18 protein-coding genes are annotated in these 21170 nt (G+C 31.9%); 5 read left to right on the forward strand and 13 right to left on the reverse strand.

Annotation, left to right across the window (positions count from 1 at the left end; all coding sequences use genetic code 11):
* Nucleotides 1-163: 163 nt before the first annotated feature.
* From thiI to OCU55_RS12315, 5 genes are all read right to left on the reverse strand, one after another.
* Entirely contained in the window at nucleotides 164-1318 is a 1155-nt protein-coding gene (thiI, locus tag OCU55_RS12295; protein WP_261852603.1) for a tRNA uracil 4-sulfurtransferase ThiI, read from the reverse strand.
* On the reverse strand, nucleotides 1315-2460 hold the full coding sequence (locus OCU55_RS12300) for a cysteine desulfurase family protein (protein ID WP_261852604.1): 1146 nt from the start codon (nucleotides 2458-2460) through the stop codon (nucleotides 1315-1317). Before OCU55_RS12300 ends, thiI begins: the two co-directional genes overlap by 4 nt.
* 404 nt (nucleotides 2461-2864) lie before the next feature.
* Nucleotides 2865-3566 (reverse strand): TVP38/TMEM64 family protein, encoded by a 702-nt coding sequence (locus OCU55_RS12305; protein ID WP_261852605.1) that lies wholly within the window; start codon nucleotides 3564-3566, stop codon nucleotides 2865-2867.
* Between the two features lie 270 nt (nucleotides 3567-3836).
* Nucleotides 3837-5501, reverse strand: coding sequence for a discoidin domain-containing protein (locus tag OCU55_RS12310; protein WP_261852606.1), 1665 nt, complete (start codon nucleotides 5499-5501; stop codon nucleotides 3837-3839).
* A 540-nt stretch (nucleotides 5502-6041) separates the two neighbouring features.
* Nucleotides 6042-6719 carry an HDIG domain-containing metalloprotein gene (locus OCU55_RS12315; protein WP_261852607.1) on the reverse strand — a complete coding sequence of 226 codons (678 nt, stop codon included), beginning with the start codon at nucleotides 6717-6719 and terminating at the stop codon, nucleotides 6042-6044.
* A gap of 534 nt (nucleotides 6720-7253) precedes the next feature.
* Here OCU55_RS12315 and OCU55_RS12320 point away from each other — a divergent pair.
* The 5 genes from OCU55_RS12320 to OCU55_RS12340 all read left to right on the forward strand — a co-directional run bounded on the left by OCU55_RS12320 (nucleotide 7254) and on the right by OCU55_RS12340 (nucleotide 12287).
* The gene (locus OCU55_RS12320) at nucleotides 7254-8006 is read left to right on the forward strand and encodes an ECF transporter S component (protein WP_261852608.1); all 753 of its coding nucleotides are present in this window, start codon (nucleotides 7254-7256) and stop codon (nucleotides 8004-8006) included.
* 374 nt (nucleotides 8007-8380) lie between these two features.
* On the forward strand, nucleotides 8381-9352 hold the full coding sequence (locus OCU55_RS12325) for a P1 family peptidase (RefSeq protein WP_261852609.1): 972 nt from the start codon (nucleotides 8381-8383) through the stop codon (nucleotides 9350-9352).
* Between the two features lie 212 nt (nucleotides 9353-9564).
* Nucleotides 9565-9747, forward strand: coding sequence for an alpha/beta-type small acid-soluble spore protein (locus OCU55_RS12330; protein WP_261852610.1), 183 nt, complete (start codon nucleotides 9565-9567; stop codon nucleotides 9745-9747).
* 123 nt (nucleotides 9748-9870) lie between these two features.
* Nucleotides 9871-11691: an ATP-binding protein gene (locus tag OCU55_RS12335; RefSeq protein WP_261852611.1), complete on the forward strand. Its 1821-nt coding sequence runs from the start codon at nucleotides 9871-9873 to the stop codon at nucleotides 11689-11691.
* A gap of 2 nt (nucleotides 11692-11693) precedes the next feature.
* Entirely contained in the window at nucleotides 11694-12287 is a 594-nt protein-coding gene (locus OCU55_RS12340; protein WP_261852612.1) for a response regulator, read from the forward strand.
* A 195-nt stretch (nucleotides 12288-12482) separates the two neighbouring features.
* On the opposite strand, the gene OCU55_RS12345 is transcribed toward OCU55_RS12340, so the two are convergent.
* From OCU55_RS12345 to asrC, 8 genes are all read right to left on the reverse strand, one after another.
* Nucleotides 12483-13259 (reverse strand): sirohydrochlorin cobaltochelatase, encoded by a 777-nt coding sequence (locus tag OCU55_RS12345; protein WP_261852613.1) that lies wholly within the window; start codon nucleotides 13257-13259, stop codon nucleotides 12483-12485.
* 67 nt (nucleotides 13260-13326) lie between these two features.
* On the reverse strand, nucleotides 13327-14595 hold the full coding sequence (gene hemL, locus OCU55_RS12350; protein ID WP_261852614.1) for a glutamate-1-semialdehyde 2,1-aminomutase: 1269 nt from the start codon (nucleotides 14593-14595) through the stop codon (nucleotides 13327-13329).
* 2 nt (nucleotides 14596-14597) lie between these two features.
* Nucleotides 14598-15566, reverse strand: a complete 969-nt coding sequence (hemB, locus tag OCU55_RS12355) for a porphobilinogen synthase (protein WP_261852615.1) — start codon at nucleotides 15564-15566, stop codon at nucleotides 14598-14600.
* Nucleotides 15559-17034: a uroporphyrinogen-III C-methyltransferase gene (gene cobA / locus OCU55_RS12360; RefSeq protein WP_261852616.1), complete on the reverse strand. Its 1476-nt coding sequence runs from the start codon at nucleotides 17032-17034 to the stop codon at nucleotides 15559-15561. Before cobA ends, hemB begins: the two co-directional genes overlap by 8 nt.
* Nucleotides 17035-17100: 66 nt before the next feature.
* On the reverse strand, nucleotides 17101-17976 hold the full coding sequence (gene hemC, locus OCU55_RS12365) for a hydroxymethylbilane synthase (RefSeq protein WP_261852617.1): 876 nt from the start codon (nucleotides 17974-17976) through the stop codon (nucleotides 17101-17103).
* A complete protein-coding gene (locus tag OCU55_RS12370) occupies nucleotides 17945-18670 on the reverse strand; it encodes an NAD(P)-dependent oxidoreductase (RefSeq protein ID WP_261852618.1) in 726 nt (241 codons plus the stop codon). Before OCU55_RS12370 ends, hemC begins: the two co-directional genes overlap by 32 nt.
* A complete protein-coding gene (gene hemA, locus OCU55_RS12375; RefSeq protein ID WP_261852619.1) occupies nucleotides 18634-19830 on the reverse strand; it encodes a glutamyl-tRNA reductase in 1197 nt (398 codons plus the stop codon). The genes OCU55_RS12370 and hemA overlap by 37 nt, the downstream gene beginning before the upstream one ends.
* 372 nt (nucleotides 19831-20202) lie before the next feature.
* On the reverse strand, nucleotides 20203-21165 hold the full coding sequence (gene asrC / locus OCU55_RS12380) for a sulfite reductase subunit C (protein ID WP_183276473.1): 963 nt from the start codon (nucleotides 21163-21165) through the stop codon (nucleotides 20203-20205).
* Nucleotides 21166-21170 lie beyond the last annotated feature (5 nt).

Raw genomic sequence — 21170 nt, forward strand, 5'->3', positions numbered from 1 at the left:
TTAAATTTAAAATTTGTGCATACGGTTTCACAACTATTTTAACACATTATAAATCTTTTAAAAAGGTCATTTTATAATTAATGTAAAAGTATTCATAGTATATATACTTAAAGCAAAAAGAGATAAAGATATAATCAAACTATATCTCTATCTCCTATTTCATTTAGAAAGTGTAAGTTTCAATATTTTCTATAGCTTTATCAACAAGTTCATCTATTGCTAGAACGCTTTCTGACTTTCTTGTGACATCTACTCTTGGTTTTGTCTTAGGATGTTTTGGAACAAATATTGTACAGCAATCTTCATATGGTAATATTGAAGTTTCAAAAGTACCTATTTTGTTTGCTATTTCTATTATATCTTCCTTATCCATTGCAACTAGCGGTCTAAATACTGGTCTATCCGCAACATCATTACTAACCATTAAACCTTCCATAGTTTGTGATGCAACTTGACCTATACTTTCTCCACTTGAAACTGATTGTACTCCTTTGATTTCTGCAAGTTTACAAGCAACTCTCATCATAAATCTTCTCATTATGATCGTAAGCTCATCTTCTCTGCATTTCTCCATTATAGCCATTTGTATATCAGTAAAAGGAACTACATACAATCTAACTTTTTCAGTATATTGAGCTAATATCTTTGCAAGGTCTTTAACTTTATCCTTTGCTCTTTCTGAAGTATATGGATGTGAATGATAGTATACACAACTAAGCTCTACGCCTCTTCTAGCCATAAGGTATCCAGCTACAGGAGAGTCAATACCTCCTGAAAGCATAAGCATTGTGCTTCCATTCATTCCATATGGTAGTCCACCAGCACCCTTTATCTTATCTTTGTTAGTATAAACATATGCGTTCTTTTCTCTTATTTCAATCTTTAAAGTGCATTGAGGTTTATGTATATCAACCGAAACAGTCTCATGTTTGCTAAGTACGTATCCGCCTACACCTCTAGAAGTTTCCATAGAGTTAAATGGGAATTTCTTATCTGCTCTGTTTGTTTCTACTTTAAAAGTATCTGCTCCACTTTCCTTAACTTTTTCAAGAGCTAATGCTTTTATTGCATCAATATCTCTCTCAACTTGAGTTACTACACATATTTCCATAACTCCAAATACACTTTTCGATCTTTTACATGCTTCTTCAAGATCTTCACACTTTATGAACCATCTGCCTTGATCTTCAACTATTTCAAAATCTAATCCAACCAATTTTTTCTTTATATTCTCTTTAAGTCTTCTTTCAAACTTACCTCTGTTTAAACCCTTAAGAAATATCTCAGGGGCATATTTTACAAGAATTAATTTTTTCATATTTTTACTCTCCTTAAAAAAGTTAGTGAATTTCTTAGAACTTCTATTACGTAATCAACTTCTTCAATCGTATTAAAGCTTGAGAAGCTAAACCTGATTGCTCCAGTTATCTCTTTTTCAGTTAAGCCTATTGCATTTAATACATGGCTTCCTTTGGTATTTATGTGTCTTGAGGAGCAAGCTGAACCAGTTGAAACATATATATCTTTCTCTTCAAGCAGGTGTAGAAGAACTTCTGCCCTTACTCCTATAAACGAAACATTTAAAACATATGGTGAAATTTTATCATCTAAAGGACTATTTATTTTTATATCCTTTATATTTTGTAATTTATCTATAAAATATCTCTTTAATTCTGTAACCTTATTAAAATTACTTTCTAGATTACTTGAAATTTCTTCAGCAGCCTTTACCATGCCTAAAGCTGATGGTAGATTTTCTGTTCCAGATCTAAATCCTTTTTCTTGTCCACCACCACTTATAAGAGGTAAAACAGAAAGACCCTTTCTTATATAACAAAATCCAATTCCTTTAGGTCCATGAATCTTATGTGCGCTTACTGAAAGCATATCAATCTTACACTTTTTCACATCTATTTTAATCTTTCCGAAACTCTGCACTGCATCAACGTGAAACTTAGCTCTTTGACTTCTTTCTTTAATAAGATTACCTATTCTTTCAAGATCTTGTATTGCTCCAATTTCATTATTTACATGCATTATAGATACTAAAACAGTATCCTTGCATATACTCTCTTCTAACTGCTCTATATCAATTTGACCTACACTGTTAACATCTAAATATGTAACCTTTACTCCGTGCTCCTCTAGTTCCTTACAAGTACTCAAAACACTTGGATGTTCAAAATTTGATATTATAATGTGATTTCCTGGCTTAGTTATACCTTTTATTATCATGTTGTTACTTTCACTGCCACCAGAAGTAAAATATATTTCTTCTTTTGTACAGCTGATTAAACTTGCTAACTTCTCTCTGCAGCTTAAAAGTTCTCTGTCACATTTTATACCCATTTTATGTAATGACGAAGGATTACCGTAGAATTCCCTCATTCCATTGCTCACTGCTTCAATAACTTCTTCAGTAGGTCTGGTGGTTGCACTATTGTCAAAATACACCTCCATTTTATCACCCTCTCAGTATCGTAATTTTCATAGCTGTATTTTTAACTACAGAAATTATAAAGTTTCAAAAGTCTTCATAATTTTATCTAAATATAAGTATTATGCATAAATCTTACATTATACAATTTACCAAATATGTCAAATTACAAATATTTTTTATTTACAATCATCAAATATAATATTTTACAGGATTATTTAATTTTTTTCAACAATAAATTGATTTTATATTACTTCTTTACCTAATATCATTATGGTACTTGATGGCTAACCACTTAATTTTAACTAGATGCTTTAGCATAGTCTAATTTTCAAACAACTTATATTAAAAAAAATCAGTGATATATCTAAAAATATACCACTGAACTATTCTGATCACTTAAGTCCATTTGTATTTGCCTTTTAAACTAACCTACTTTTTCTAACCTCTTAAATAATTTATCTTTAAATACTAACCCAATTACAATCAACATTATAAATATAGTTGTTCCAGTATAAAACACAATCTTATTTCCAATTGCTATATTCGCTCCGTAATAACTTGAAAGAATTAGCATTGGCAATCTTCCTAAGGTTGAATATATCAAAAAGTCTATTAACGTAATCCTCGATAGACCACATAAAAATATAGAGCTGTCTTTTGGTATTCCTGGCAATATATATATTAAAAAAACCACAAGATTTAATCTATCAGAGTTCATAAGACTTTCAAAAGGCTTTATTGCTACATCTGGCACTACCTTCTCTACAAATCTAGTTCCATACTTTTTAGTAAGATTAAATAATATAATTGATCCTAAGTTTATTCCTACTATCGATAATATTGTAGCTTCTATTGTTCCAAACACGTATCCCCCAGCAGTTTGAAATACTTCTCCTGGGATAAAGAATATCACTACTTGGAGAAATTGAAGAAGGGTATAAACTATTGGAGCTAGCGGTCCAAAGGAAAGTAAATATCTTTTAAACTTCTCATTATTCTTTAGTATTTCAATCATGTTGTGTATGTCTCTTTTAAATATAATAAACAATAAAATTAAAACTAAAATAGAAAGTATAAGAAGAATTATTCCTTTGTTCTTCTTCCATGAGCTTATTAGTTTGTTCATAAACTCCTCCTCTTAGATAGTCTACCTTGCCAGTCTTTTTAATAAATTATAAAAACACACATCTTTATATATACATCTTACTATGATTTAATAAAAAGTAAATTAAAATTATCTTAATTTTATCTTAATTATAATTTGAAGTAGAAGAAAAGGTAATTCAAACCTCTAGTTTTACCTCGCAATAAAGTTTTCTAATTTCATATAAAGCAAAAAGGCTGAAGTTTAGACTTCAGCCTTTTTTATAATTATTTCCATCAAAATTCTATGATTCTATTTAACGGAGTCTGTGAATGTAATCCCACTAGCTCTCATACTTTGCACCGCTGAATCAACCTGTGAAGGTGAAAGCACAGTATCTTTAGCATGATAAACCCAGTCTACATCTTCCACATAAGTACTTGCTATAAGCGGATTTTCTCCTTCCCCAGTTATAAACCATAAATTAAAATCAATATTCATAAGCTTTCTTGGTCCAAAATATGGAGTATCTTGAGTAAACTGCTTTCCATCAATAAAATATGTGGTAGTTCCATCACTAGCTACATTAATAACCAAACTATGCCAACCCGCATATGAACCAGCTCCATACTTAGAACTTCCATCCTTATACCAAGGATCTGCAGTGTAGGTATGCCAAGAAGTAGTCCATATTCCTTGACCTTCACCCCATCCTCCATTTGCTAAATATTCAAAATCCAATTCACTGTAATTTGGATCTCTATATCCTTCTAAAGGAGATATTGTGAAGAAGGTTTCATTTATTCCAGCTCCATCAGTTCCTGAAGTAGGTGTATCTGTGAACCTAACTCTTGCTGCATAAGTTCCTTTATTATACTTCCAGTTTGTAGTATATATTTCAGCTTGACTTGTACCTTCACCGGTACCATTTGTAGTTGCAGTAAGTCTCATTAACTTATTAGTAGAATTTTGAGGGTCATTTAGAAATGATATGTTGCTTGGAGAGAACTTACAGCCACTTGGACCTGGACCAGATATCTCATTTCTAAGAGTCCACCCATGATTTATTAAGGTTCCATCACTTGAACCAGTATAATTAAAGTCATCGAACAGAATATTTGAGGTTGGAAGTGGTGTTGGTGTTCCTTGATATATCTTTACCGAAGACATCTTGTCATTGGCATCTGTACCAACCCAAGAAGAACTTGTTGTGAATGTCCACTTTGTTCCTAAAAAGTTATCATCTGCATAAGCTTCAACAGTCCATCCAGTCGGAACTTTTAATGAAGACATCCAATTATCAGGTATTCCAGCAGCTTTCAGTTGTGTAAGAGTGTAATTACCTATAGGTAGTGACACAGAAGTTCCACCATAATTGATATCTTGATAAAATACAGCTTGATCTGGTTCATCAGTAGTCCAAACCTGTACCTCTACATAATGGTTATATACATTAGCACTACTTCCATTTGAATATAACCTTACGTATCTTGCACTTATAGTTGAGAAACTTATTGCCTTTCCTGCAGAAGTTTCTGCATATTCAGCATCATTTCCTGTACCAAGACCAGCGCTATTATTGTTATCATTATTAAATACTGTTGTCACACCACTACTGAAGTTTGGATCATTAGATACCCTTGCAATAACATCATGGTATGACCTTCCATCAGCGAAATAATGCCAGAGATTTATTTTGTTAATATTATACGCTTGTCCCAAATCGATTTGTACCCATTGGAGATTCTGTGTTACCCCAACAAAATTATCGCTGTTTACATCCCCATCTGTTATAAGCGAAGCTGATGCAGACATAGTGTCGCTAGCTGTAATGCTTTTACCTGTAGCTACATTTCTTGTTGCTGCGTTAACACTTTCAGCATGAAAGCCCAATTGTGTAAGAGTTAAAGTTAATATGAGCACTACAGAGAAAAATCCTAGTCTTTTCTTATCTCCTGTACTATTTGTTTTAACCATAAAACTATCAAACCTTTCTTTTATATTTTTTATAACATAGCATTTACGCACTATAAAAAATCATTGAAAGAACAGTTTTTTTTAACTTAATTTAAAGATAAATATACTCTAGTTATATTTATCAGTTCAGAGGAATAGATAATCCAATCCTATCTAATAAAACTAAGCAATATTTCTGTTAACTATTACAACACGGTGCTTTAACAGCGCCTAATTTTATTTATTATAAGCTTCACTTGATTTATTTATATGATTTTAAAGAAACTCTTTTTAGCTAAGTAGGTTAATTATTTAGAATAAAGTATAGGATTATATTTTGAGTTAAAAATAGATAAGAGCCTGCAGTTGTAAGGTATGCATACTATTGAATATTGTATAGCACTCATTTATCAAAGATTTTATTGCGTAACTACTATATGTCTATATTGTAAATTATATGGTAACAAATTGCAATATATCATATATTTTTCTTTACATCAAAAAAGTGGTTTATCCTATTAATCTAGAATAAACCACTTTTTTGCTATTATGTTATTGTGATTAAGCATGCTGAATCTCTTTAACTAGTATTTCTTCTTTAATTTTATCGTAGTTTTCTCCTGTTGTAGAAGATATGGCATCTACAAACTTTTCGAGTTTTTCAGTTATTTCATATATTTCGTTAGGTTTCATCTCACCCCTAGCTAATCTGTCGCATAAGGATAAAAGCGTGATTTCATGCACTGAGCATGCTTCCACCATACTTGATATCTCAGCAAAAGGAAGTCTCTTATTTACATAAAGGTTTTGCATATGCCATCTTACAAGACCAATTACCGAGTCATTAAAAACTTCATCTTCAGAAAAATCTCTTAAGAAACGCCTAACCATTTCAGCTCCCACTGAATCATGATTATAAGCTGTCCATCTTCCATTTCTTTTTACAGTTGTTTTTATTTTTCCAACATCGTGAAGTAGTGCTGCCCACATAAAACTTCTTTTATCTTCACTGATTTCTCTCCTCGATGCGGCTTGATCTACTACCATCATTGTATGGTTCCATACGTTTCCTTCTGGATGAAACTTCTTTTCTTGCTCAATATTTTCTAACCCACCTATTATATCAAATGGCCTTTTATGTAAAACCCCATCTTTTTTAAGCTTGTTCAAGTATTCTGATGGTCTATCATCAGATAACAAATGTAGTTCTATATCATTAAATATTTCTAAATTAGACAAGTATAACACCTCCTTTTCTCTTTAATTATTATTACCCTATTTTTATATAAAGATTCAGCTATTGACCTTGTATAAATATATACCCCAAAATATTTGATTTCTTCCTTTATAAAGACTTCCTGTATCGAAACTTAATTTATACTTGTTCGAAAATCCCGGCATATGAGCATTTTAGGATATGTATAAACAAATAGTTGAGCTAGGAACCCTATAAAAGCTGTTACTTTACAATATGTACAATTATGATTAAACTTTAAAATTTTCTAGTATTATACTATCTTGGTTGAAGTATTTTCTTTCTCCAGTAAAATTCAGAATATTATTTATACTCACATTTAATATAGTAATACCAACAACTACAGTTTTACAATGAATTTATGAAAAATATTTTTTTGTTTAAATGTCTTGATAAAAAATTAATACATGCTAAAATACACTTGTCGGTATTCTCACGAAACCGAACTAATTGGTTTTTTAGTTAAAAGCCGAATTATATCCTACTATATTAAAGGAATAAGAACGGGGAGGCAAAACATGGAAAGAGGTTTAAACAAATCAAAATTCAGTACTAGACAAATGGTGGTAACTGCAATGTTAGCTGCCATATCAATCTTCTTAGGACTAAGCGGTTTAGGATTTATAAAAATACCGCCAGTTAATGCAACAATTATGCATATACCAGTTATAATAGGTGCTATAGTAGAAGGGCCAATTGTTGGTGGTCTAATAGGACTATGTTTTGGATTATTTAGTATGTATCAAGCATTTACTGCTCCAACAGTGACAAGCTTTGTATTCTGGAATCCAATAGTAGCTCTACTTCCTAGAATCCTAATTGGTGTTGTAAGTTACTACTCATATGTTGGAATAACAAAGGCAGTTAAAAAGAATCCTACAGTTTCAGGTACCGTTGTAATAGCATTTTTATCTGTTGTAGTAGCTTTAGCACTTAAGGTATTACTACCTATAACAGTTAGCTATGGTATAGGCGCTGCTGTTTTCGTATTGCTTACTTTCTTATTTGTAAAGTTTAGACTAAGCGAAAAAAGCGATGTATTGTCAGTAGGAACTGCAGCTGTTCTTGGTACTCTTACCAATACTGTTTTAGTTTTAAGCTTAATCTACATTGTCTATGTTGATAGATTTGCGAAAGCTATAAATATAAGTTCTTCAGCAGCTGGAAAGACTATAGTTGCAATCGGAATGACAAATGGTATTCCAGAAGCCTTAGTTTCGACAATAATAACAGTTCCAGTTGTATTAGCAATACTTAAACTTAGAAAGTAATATTATGAGTGTGCAGCTATTAAAATAGCAGCACACTTTTTTACTGTATATAAAATCATATAATTTATAATGTAGTCAACTTTAGATATTTCAATGGTTTTCTAAGTATTCTATGGCTATACTGTAAAAAAGTAAATCTTATTCGCCTGCCATATTTTCCTCATATTCACTCGGAAAGGCAGATGCGTAAAAAAGCTCACTGAAGAAGGTCGCTTCAGCGGCTTTTTTTGGTATAAATATAATTAGCTATTGAAATTAATTGGTTAATCATCATACCCAAATCAATGAACTAAGTTATTTATATATTATTTTTAATTTCAATACTATTGTAAAATCATATTTAAAAACAATCTTATTAGAGAGGAGTAAAAGAAATGAACGAGATAAAGTTTTGCGACATAGAAGGCATTAGAGTTGGCCACAGTGAAAATCTTGAGGCTGGAACTGGCTGCACCGTTGTTATATGTGAAGAAGGTGCTTCTGGTGGAGTTGAAGTAAGGGGTGGAGCTCCAGGTACTAGAGAGACTGATCTATTAAACCCTACAGAGATGGTAGAAAAAATTCATGCAGTTGTGCTTTCAGGTGGAAGTGCCTTTGGTTTAGATGCGGCTACCGGAGTAATGGAATACTTAGAAAATAATGATATTGGCTTTGATGTGTCTGTAACCAAAGTACCTATTGTTTGTCAAGCTGTCTTATTTGATTTAGTATGCGGAAACGGAAAAATTAGACCTGATAAAAAGATGGGCTTTGATGCTTGTATAAATTCAGAATCGCTAAAAGAAGATTTAAAAGGCAATATTGGAGCTGGTACCGGCGCTACTGTTGGAAAAATTTTAGGTCCTAAGTTTTCCATGAAAGGTGGACTTGGAACCTACGCTGTTCAAATTGGTGGTTTACAAATAGGTGCAATAGTTGCAGTTAATTGTCTCGGAGACGTAATCGATCCTTCAACTAATGAAATTATTGCTGGTGCTTTAGACGAAAGTTTTGAAAACTTTGTTAATACTGAAGAAGTTATGATCTCTCAATATTTTAAAAAGAATAATGTATTCAATGGAAATACAACTATAGGAATCATTGCTACTAATGCGATACTTACAAAGGCTGAAGCTAATAAAGTAGCATCTATGGCTCATAACGGTTTTGGAAGAACAATGAGACCAGCACATACAATGGTTGATGGAGATACAATCTTTACAATGGCAACAGGTAAGGTATCTTCAGATATCAATGTTGTAGGTCTACTTTCAGCAAGGGTTATGGAAAAAGCTATCATTAATGCTATAAAATCAGCAGAATCTAGCTACGGTTTTAAATCATATAAAGATAAAATAAAATTGTAAAAATTTCAATAAATAATTTCACTTATTGAAGTCAATATTATTATGGTGAGAGTTTATTAAAGAATAACCTTTATTCCTTAATTTACTTTTTTCTATTTTCATTTCCTTAATTAGACTTATTTTCATAGTTTATAAAAAACATTTGTACACACAATAATACTGCAAAGCAAAAGAAGCTTTAGCAAATAAAAATCTTAAAGGAGGATTTTACTATGACACAAAAATTAGTTCCAGAAGCAAAAGCTGCTCTATCAAAATTTAAAAATGAAGTTGCTAATGAATTAGGAGTTCCTTTCAAGGAGTACAACGGTAATCTTTCTTCAAGACAGTGTGGAAGTGTCGGTGGAGAAATGGTTAAAAGAATGGTTTCTGAATACGAACATTCTATAAAATAGATTAATTATAATGAGGTTCAAGCATAGCGCTTGAACCTTATTTAATGTATAATTTTAATGTTATATAAATTTACTATTTAAGTACGATAATATACTATATAAAACTTACTCAAAGGGGACATTATGAAAAACAGTTTAAAGCTAAAGTTTATTTGCTTATTTCTAGCTTTGTTATTCATCAATTTCATTATTGTAGGAATATCACTTTTTAATTTATTCGAGGTTAAACAGGATACTAATAAGTTAGTATCTAATAATTATGACAGCATACAAACCTCAAATAAAATGATTCAAATCATAGATGAAGAATCTCAAGACATAATTAGCTACATAAATACAAAAAATCCTGTGTTCATCCGAAACTTTTATGATACAAATAATAGTTTCCATGAAAATTATCTTTCAGAATTAAACAATATCACTGAGGAAGGTGAATCATCTGCTATTAAACAGATAAACACTGATTACTCTGCTTTTTTGGATTCATTGACCAACATAATAGCCATAAGAGATTCAAAAGGTAAAGAAGCTGCCTTATCACAATACACAGAACAAATACAACCATTATATGAAGGACTTACAAAATCGTTGCGTAAAATAATTGATATAAACGACACAGCCATTGTAAACAAAAAAGACTCAATGAAAAACAGCATAAGCTTCTCCATAAATACAACCATAGGCTTAAGCATTTTCTTGATTTTAGTTGGACTAGCTTTCTCAATAAGGTATATAAATAAATTCCTTAGTCCTTTATATTCTCTTCATGATGATATAATAAAAACCAAGGAAGGTGACTTTACACATAGAGCAGAGATTTTATCAGATGATGAAATTGGTATTTTAGCTCAAGAATTTAATAATATGAGCGAAAAAATAAGCCAATTCCAACATAGTACTTTTGGTAAACTATTAGATGAAAAGAATAGATCTTTAGCTATTTTAAAGAGCATATCTGATCCAATTATAGTTTTAGATACTAATTACAGGATAGTACTTCTAAATGATGAATCAGAAGATTACTTTAAGATATCTCAGGCACAGGCTGTTGGCCGTCATGTATTAGAGACTTTAACGTACGGAGAATTATTTGATTTCATCTCAAATGTAATGGATAACTCACTAGAAAAAGACAGCAAAATCATGAGTTTTAAAAATAATAGTACTGTATTTAAGATTAACCTATCACTAATTAAAGACAATGCCAATAAAACAAATGGTATAGTTGTATACTTTCAAAATATAACCGAGATTAAAAAAATAGAAAAATTAAAGCATGATTTAATATCTTCATTATCACATGAGATAAAGACCCCATTAACATCTATTATGATGGGAGCAAGCTTACTTGAAGATTCTGAGCTTATGGAATCTAACACAAACTTTAATAAAATAGTTTCTGCAATAAGTGAAGATAGCCAAAAACTATTAAACTTAATAAATAACTTCTTACGATACGGTCAGTTAGAGTCAGATCAAAAACTATTAAGTATGTCCTTCTGTTCTGTAGAAGATATTATAAATAGAAGCGTAGATGAATACTACTCATTACTAGAAAATAAAAATATAGAATTACGTGTAGGTATCCAGGACAACCTACCTGAAATATATGTTGACGAAGAAAAGATAGGCTGGGTACTTAACAATCTTTTATCTAATGCAATTAAGTATACGAGAAATTTTGGAACTGTGCTGATTGGTGCCTATGAAAACTTTGATCATATAAGTATATTTGTTAAAGATAATGGAATAGGTATAACTAATGAATATCAAACTAGAATATTTGAAAAATTCTTTAGAGCTAATAGCGAAAGTGAAGGTACTGGCCTTGGTTTAGCACTTTCAAAACAGATTGTAGAACTTCACGGTGGAAGTATTTATTGTGAAAGTCAGTATGGCTTAGGTAGTATATTCACTTTTGAGTTGCCAAATAAGGGGGATTAATTATGAAAAAGGTCTTAGTAGTAGATGATACAAAAAACATAAGAGAGATGCTCAAAACATATTTAGATATGGAAGGTTTTCATGTATTTGAAGCCATAAACGCTAACGAAGCTATAGATATAATAAGAAAAGAAGAAATATCAATAGTTTTTACTGATATAAAAATGCCTGAGGTTAGTGGCACAGAATTATTGAGGTATATAAAAAAATATAATAAAAATATAACTGTGATAGTTATGACGGCCTTCGGTACAATCAAAAACGCTGTAGAATGCACTAAACTCGGTGCTGCCGCCTATCTTCAAAAACCTTTTACAAGTAAAAGAGTTAAAGCGGTATTAGACGAAGTACTTAAAAAGGATTCTATAAAGAATAACCTAGTTGCTCATCTAACTCTTGCAAAGAAGCTTCTTGATGAAAATGAGATTGAGAAGGCAGAGGAAGTTTTAAAGAAAACTCTTACTATCAAAGATGATTGCGGTGAAACTTACTTTTTGATAGCAAAGCTTGAAGAGCTAAAAGGTGATCTAGAAAAAGCTGAGCGTTTTAAAAGAACTGCTGAGATATTCCAGTTCAACTGCGGATTTGATGAATAATAATGTTATCTATAAAACCTTGTATTAGATAAAACCCCACTATATATAAATCTAAGCCTAAGCTAAAGGATTTATATATAGTGGGGTTTATAGCATATATCTATAGTTTAACTTACTATGCTATAAAAAGTTCTGCCACCAAAATTGCTATTCAATAATTTCAACTTATTGATATCAAGAAATTTTAGATTTATATTAAAAATCTTCTTTCTTATATTGGCTATTAACAATGAAATCAATAACTTCCTGTATCTCTGACAATGATTTGTCTGATGTAGAAACCTCAAATCCTTCTCCAATCAATCTACTTTTCCAAGAGTTGGGATTATCAGTAATTAAATCTTTCTTTCCATGAAAGCCTATCACAAAAAGTAAAGGTTGAAGTACAACTCTTTTGATATTTCTAGTTTTCAATTGATTCACTATTTCCTCAAAAGAAGTCTCTCCTTCTATAGTCCCTATATAAATGTTATCATAGCCTTTGTCTCTAAGGCTTTCCTGAAATTCATAATAGCTCATCTGTGCCGAGTGACTTGTTCCATGCGCTACCAAAATTATTTGTTCTTCTTTATTTATAATAGGATTTATTCTATCTATAAATTCATAACTTCTTTCTTTATTCTGTAGTATAAGAGCTGCACGAGTTATATTAATATTGTGATTACTATTTAGTTTTCTAAACTCTTTAATCACGCCCTCAGCCTCTTCATACTCTTTTCCTTCTATTAAAAACAAAGTAGCTACAGTTATGTCTTCCACATCAATTTTTATAAACTGTTCTATCCCTTCTCTTAGGTTCGGAATAGATATATTATGTCTAGCTTTTAGTTTACCAATTATCTTATCTGAAGCAAATACCTTAACTACCTCAAAGTATTTACTTGTATTTATATTATCGATAACTTTCTCATATCTAGCTAAAGCTTCTAAATCTGCTGTACCATTGCTTAATATAATCAACCCTTTTTTCATTTCCTACCTCATATATTGAATACTCGCTTGAACTATATAATAATCTATAATATTTGAATCTATAAAATTACAGCTTTCTTAAAGCTTCAGCAAAGCTTTGTATTTCTTTTTCACCATGCTTTACTGATAAAAACATAGCTTCATATTGTGATGGAGGAAGATAAATACCTTCACTTAACATATGAGTGAAATATTTATTAAATAAATCTATATCACAGGTTTTTACATCATCATAGGTTTTTACGCCTTTATTTTCAGTAAAGAATAAAGTCATCATTCCACCACATCTATTAATAACGTTAGCTATTCCTTTTTGTGCCAAAATATCCTTTATCTCTCTCTCTAGCATTACTCCATATTTTTCTATATTTTCATAATACATAGGATTGCTATGAAGCTTCTTTAAAGTAGCTATGCCTGCAGTCATCACTATAGGATTACCTGACATTGTACCTGCTTGATATATTGGTCCTGATGGAGAAAGTTTTTCCATTATATCTCTTCTACCACCATAAGCACCACAAGGCATACCTCCGCCCATTATTTTTGCATAAGTAACTAAGTCTGGTTTTACATCAAATAAGGTTTGAGCACCTTTGTAAGCTACCCTAAAACCACTCATAACTTCGTCAAATATTAAAAGGCTTCCATTACTGTCACATAAATCCCTAAGTTCTCTCATAAAATCGTCTTCAGCTTTTATAACACCCATGTTTCCTGCAACTGGTTCTATGATAACTGCAGCTATATCTTCTGCGAAGGCATTAAATATCGCTTTTACAGAAGATATATTATTATACTCAGCTACTAAAGTATTAGATATACTTCCCTTTGGGACTCCTGCACTACCAGGTATGCCACCAGTAAGAACTCCCGAACCAGCACTTACTAAGAACCCATCAAAATGTCCATGATAACAGCCTGAGAATTTTATTATTTTATCTCTTCCTGTATATCCTCTAGCAAGCTTTACAGCGCTCATAGTAGCTTCAGTACCTGAGTTAACCATTCTTACCATATCTACATTATCTAGAGTTTCACACATAAACTTAGCTAATTCAAGCTCTAAATAGGTTGGAGCTCCAAAAGCTAAACCATTATCTAAAGCTGCTTTCATAGATGCTATAACATCATCATCCTTGTGCCCCAAGAGCATAGGTCCCCAAGCACCAACAAAATCTATATATTTCTTATCATCTTCATCGTAGATATAAGCCCCTTCTCCCATCTTTATTACTGGAGGATCTATCTCTAACCCCTTAAAAGCTCTTACTGGTGAATTTACTCCACCAGGCATATATTTTTGTGATAACTGAAATATTTCACTATTACTCATTTTTATTCCTCCTTAAGCCAAGCTGATGCTTCTAACGCATAATAAGTTATTATTATATCAGCACCTGCTCTTTTTATAGATAGAAGACTTTCTAAAGCTATTCTTTTTTCATCTATATATCCAAGCTTTGCTCCAGCCTTAATCATGGCATATTCGCCACTTACGCTATAAGCTGCCACTGGGTAATCAAATTTATCTCTTGCCATTTTTATTATGTCTAAATATGATAAAGCAGGTTTAACCATTATGATATCTGCGCCTTCTTCTATATCATTTTCCATTTCTCTTATGGCTTCTCTACTATTTGCAGGATCCATCTGATAACTCTTTCTGTCTCCAAATTGTGGAGCTGAGTTAGCAGCTTCTCTGAATGGTCCATAGAAAGCAGAACAGTACTTAGCACTGTATGCCATTATACCTACGTTTTCAAAGTTGTTTTCATCTAGTACTTCTCTTATAGCCCCTACTCTTCCATCCATCATATCAGAAGGAGCCACCATATCTGCTCCGGCCTTTGCATGAGATACCGCAACCTTGGATAAAACGTCTAAAGTTTCATCATTTTTAACATATTCGTTTTCTATAATTCCACAATGACCATGGTCTGTATATTCGCATAAACACACATCAGTAATTACCCATAAATTTTTATCTAATTCCTTTATTCTTCTTACTGCTTTTTGAACTATTCCATCCTCAGCGTAAGCTTCTGACCCGCAGCAATCTTTTTCATCTGGAATTCCAAAAACCATAATTCCTCTTACTTTGGCCTTTTTAATCTCTTCTATTATTTCTTCTAATCTATCTACTGAAAAATGATAATTTCCAGGCATAGATTCTATCTCTTTTTTTATATTGTTTCCTTCAACCACAAAAATTGGGTATACAAAATCCATAGGAGATAAAGAATTTTCTCTTACTAAATCTCTTATCTCTTTTCTTGTTCTAAGTCTTCTATTTCTCTTATTCATGTCGTTCACTCCATACTTCTTTAAGTTTTTCTATAGCTCCATCTTCACTATGCACTCCTGATAATACCGCATCTATCGATTTATCTTCCAGAGCCTTATATGTTATAGGCCCTATAGCTATACATAGCTTTTCCTTAACCTTATCAATTCCAACCATATCTACTAGATTAGTTACTGTAGAAGGGCTTGTAAATATAATTGTATTTACATTGTCAAAAGCGGCTATATTCTTAAAATCAGCCTTTTGAGTCTCATAAGTATGTACTCGTTCAACTATAGCTCCTTCTTCTTTTAAGAATTCTTCTACTAGGTTCCTTGAATTCTTAGATATAGGCATAAGAACTTTTTTATCTTTAAGTTCATAGTTTTTCAGCTCTTTTACAAGACCTTCAGCTACAAATTCATCAGCCATTATATTTGCAATTATTCCTCTTTCCTGCAATGCATTAAGTGTTGCTTTTCCTATAACCGCAAACTCTGCTTTGATTTTTCTTATATCGATATTATTATGTTTTAAATAATCAAAGAATATATTCACTCCATTAACTGAAGTTAGGATTATATAATCAACGGAGCTTATATCATCTTTATATTGATTTAGATTTTCAGAAGTATTTACGATCTTTATCGCAGGGATTTCAGTGACTTCAGCACCTAGACTTCTTAGTTTCTCTTTCATTGTTTGAGCTTGTTTTTTAGTTCTGGTTACGCACACATTTACACCAAAAAGAGGCAGCCTTTCGAACCAATTTAGCTTATCACTTAAAGTTACAACCTTACCAACAACTATTATTGAAGGAGATTTTAAGTTATTAGCTTTCACTAGTTCTTCTATATTCTCTAAAGTTCCAATTACCTTTTTTTGCTTTGCAGTGGTTCCCCTCATAATAACTCCACAAGCAGTATCCTTAGGTTTTCCATTTTCCACAAGATTCTTAACTATATCGCCTAGATTTTCTAGTCCCATTAAAAATACTAGGGTATTCTGTGATTTAGTTAATACCTCCCATTGAATATTTAAGGTAGCTGCACTCATACCTGTAAGCACATGGAAGCCTTGAGAAAGCCCTCTATGTGTTATTGGTATTCCAGCATAACTCATAACAGCAACTGCTGAAGTCACTCCAGGAATAACTTCAAAAGGAATATTTTCTGCCTCTAAAGCTAGAACTTCCTCACCGCCTCTTCCAAACACATAAGGATCTCCTCCCTTTATTCTTCCTACAGTATGACCTTTTTTAGCTAATTCTACTAACATAGCATTTATCTCATCTTGGGTTTTATAATGACAGCCAGGTTCCTTACCACAAAAGTAAACTTCACAGCTATCATCCAAGTAGGACAATACATTATTTCCTATAAGTCTATCATAAAGTACCGCAGTACATTCCTTCATTATCTTTACTGCTTTTAAAGTCAGTAGTCCTTCATCTCCAGGACCTGCCCCTATAATATATGCTTTTGACATTTTTCCACCTCATCAATCATAGTTCTCTTTCCTAATTTCAGCACGAAACTTAAACTCAGCTAATAATTATAGTTCTTTTATAATCTTTTTAGCTAAATCTTTGCCAAGCTTAATATGCTCTTCAACTTTACCTTGAATATCTTTTTTAACTAATCTATCATTTATTTCATATATACCTAATATGTAAATATCCTTATTTTCAATCTTTGCATAAGCACCTATAGGTGAATGACAGCCTCCATTAAGTTCTTTCATAAAGCTTCTTTCCGCCTCTACAGTGATTCTTGTTTTTGCATCATCAAGCTTGGAAAAAATATGTTTTTTATCACTTGTCTTTAATGTCTCTATACCTAGAGCCCCTTGGCCAACTGCTGGAAGAAATACTTCTTCATTAAAGTAGTCAGTTATGATATCTTCCATATCTAGTCTTCTTAAACCTGCTGCCGCCAATATTATTCCATCTAAATTTTCTTTTTCTATCTTATCTAATCTTGTTTGAACATTTCCTCTAATAGGAACAATCTCAATATCTGGTCTTAGTACTCTTAATTGAGAACTTCTTCTTATACTAGAAGTACCTATTCTGGCTCCTTTTTTCAACTCATAAAAACTGATATTTTTCATAGATATAAACGCATCTCTAGGATCTTCACGCTCTGGCATAGCTACTATCTCGAAAGGCTCTTCTAATGCAAAAGGAACATCCTTCATGCTGTGTACTGCCGCATCAGCTTTTCCTTCAAGCAATGCATACTCTATTTCTTTTACAAACAATCCTTTCCCACCTATTTTATTAAGAGCTACATCTAGTCTTCTGTCACCTTCGGTGCTCATTAGTATCTTTTCACTTTCTATGCTGCATTTATCTCTTAGAAGCTCCATAACTATTTCGGTTTGGGTCTGTGCAAGTTTACTTTTCCTTGTTGCTATAATCAAACTCATGGTCATATCCTCCATATAAAACAAAATCATATTCAAGTAATTTATCTAAATATTCTTTACTAAAATACAAGTATAGTACTTTTTCTCCATAACCTTTTTCAAAGAAAAATCTATACTCATCAGAAATAATAAAGTCCAATATAATCTTATCAATAAAACCTATTTCCTTCATCCTACCCCTTAAGGATGTTGAAAATTCTGTTATTGTCAGCAAAGGCTCTACAGCTTTACTCATTTCGCTTAATAGCTTTCTAGACATCTTAGGATTTCCACCATTAGTATTAACTGCATATGAAAAGCTTCCATTGTTATTTTGCATCGGCAAAACTGCCAATCCATTTTTAGAATCACTGCAGTTTACATATAACTTGCTTCGATCCTCACAATCCTCAATAATACTTTCTATGGTACTTTTATCATCAATACATATGAAGATCAAATGTTTATCACTTAAATAAGCCTTACTATAACTTTCTTTAACGAGTTCAACAAATCCTGTAGAACTTAAAGCTTCAATATCTTCATCAAAGTGCTCAGCTAAAATGGTTAAACTGCACCCATTCTTTATTAAGGTTGTGGCCTTTATTAAGGCCGCTTTTCCTCCACCAATGATTAAAACCCGTATCTTACTGCTTATTAAGGACAAAAACATATACTCTAGCTTAGAAATATCTTGCTTATTATCTCTATGCACTGCTCTTCACATCCCTTTAACTTAGCTTCTTTAAGTACATTGATTGCTTTATTTACATAGTGATCTGAGGTGCTTTTTATAAGAATCTCTGCTAACTTCTCAGAATTTCTATTATTTGCCCTATTTACATAACTTGCATATCTATCACTTACTACTTCTTTTCCTGCTTCTTTCATAGATGAAATTATAGGAGATAATTCTCTCATCTTCAGCCAGTTTCTATACTCCGTAAAGTGTTCGTTGATTATATACTTAAAATCAATCATTCGTGCTCTTCTTAAAGCTTTATTTTTATCATCAATCTTTGATATATCGTCAATGTCAAGAAGCTCTACATTATCTAAAGTTTTAATTTTTTTATCCACATCTCTTGGTACTGCTAGATCAAGAATAAATAATTCTGCTTCTTTAGGTATCTCTTCATATCTCACAACAGGGTGCGGAGCTGAAGTGCAAGATATAATGCATTCGACTTCCTTAAGCACTTCATTTTTTCTATTAAAATCAATTACTTCAACTCTAGGATCAAATATATCTTTTACATTTCCTGGAGTTCTAACCACCAAGAAGATCTTATATACATCTTGCCCTAAAAGATATTTTACAGCCAGACTTCCTATCTCTCCATAACCTATAACCATATAGGCTTTATACCCTCTATCTATAGCCTCATGAACTGCTATTGAAGATGATGAGACAGGAATTTCATATAATTTTGCTTCTGTCCTAAATTGTTTTCCACAAGTTATGGCCGTTTGAAACAACCTTCCAAGTTCTCCAGAGGCTCCACCTCTATCTTTGGAATATAAAAAACTTTCTTTTACTTGCCCAAGTATTTGATCTTCCCCTAATATCTTAGAATGAAAGCCACAGGCAACCTCCATTAGATGCACTGTGACTTTGTCATCTTTATCGTGAAAGATGTACTCTTTTAAATCTTTATCCCAATTAAATATATCAAATATGCAATCTATATTTTCTTCGCTGCAACTATCTGCATTAAAATAAATCTCTGTTCTATTACATGTATTTATAATAATAACCTCTGAAAACTTTTTAGTTAGTTCACAAAGATATTGATCTATCTTACTTTGCCTTATGGCAAACTTTTCTCTTATATCAAGAGATAGATTTCGTTTAAATCCAATAAGCTGATTCATAAATTATCACTCCAAATATTCTTAAGCCACATTATCAGTATAAATTCCTAACAACAAAAGTATAACCTAATAACAGCTATACTTCAACAAAGTGGACATATTTACTCCCATTTAATTATATATAAATCCTAATACTTACTTATACTTCAACATTATCATAAATAGTTATCACAATCCTATATTCTTTATATAGGATTGTGACGTTTGTTTATAACTTCAATCGCTAATTTATACAGGATATTTATAATAGTTACAGATTTATTTAACAGTTTAAACTACGACTTTTGTGACAGAATACTAAAGAGCAAAAGTGAAAAAATAAATACATTGATTAAAACATTAAGGGAAGCAATTAGCTTGCTCCCCTTAAAATTAATATCTTATTCCACTCCAATATACATTATCCTTAAGAATAGCCTTAGGACCTAGCTCAACATCCTTTAATGCCCACTTCTTAAATTCTTGGAAACCAGTTCTATCAACTATATATCCAATATGTTCTTTTCCACCTGGAGCATCTTTATCTATATATTCTCTTACGTACTCGTAAGTATTCATTATTATCTTCTTTATACTTTCTTCATCAACCCAAATTATAAAATCTTCTGCAAGTCTTGGGTTTTTCTTTCCTGATCTACCCATTATAGCAAGTCTATAATATTTCTCTTCGCTTCTAGTCCATGCTCCAGTTGGGCACTTACCTACACACTCACCACAGCCTATACATTTATCATGATCTCTAACTACCTTGAAGTTTTCAAACTTTAAAGCTCCAGTAGCTCTCTTCTTACAGTTTGTAACACAAGCTTGACAGCCTATGCATCTATAAGCATCATATTGAGGTTCAGTCATCCCTATGATTCCAAAGTCATGTTGTCTAACCTTTAAGCAATCATTAGGACAACCTGTTAAAGCTATCTTTACGTGAAGATCGTCTGGGAATATCATCTTTTCAATTCTTTGAGCAAAGGCAGTTGTATCATAGTTAGCAAATGGGCACACCCTATTTCCTATACAAGAAGTCACATTTCTAGTACCTGCTGCTGGATATCCTTTTCCTTCTTCTTCTTGGTTTATCTCTAAACCTTCAATTAAATCCTGAAGCATTAAGTTTACTTCATTCATGTCCTTCATATCTATACCAGTGATTTCAAATCCCTGTCTTGTAGTTATATGAACAGAACCATCTCCAAACTTTTCAGCAATCTCACCGATCTTAGCTAAATACTTTGAATCTAAATGTCCACCTGGTACTCTTATTCTAGATGAAGTTATCCCTCTTTTCTTAGTAACTCTGAAGGCATTTTTTTTAAGTGCTTTAGTGTTTATATCCATTATCT

Source organism: Clostridium folliculivorans (assembly GCF_024341905.1).
GTDB classification, from domain to species: Bacteria; Bacillota; Clostridia; order Clostridiales; family Clostridiaceae; genus Clostridium_AR; species Clostridium_AR folliculivorans.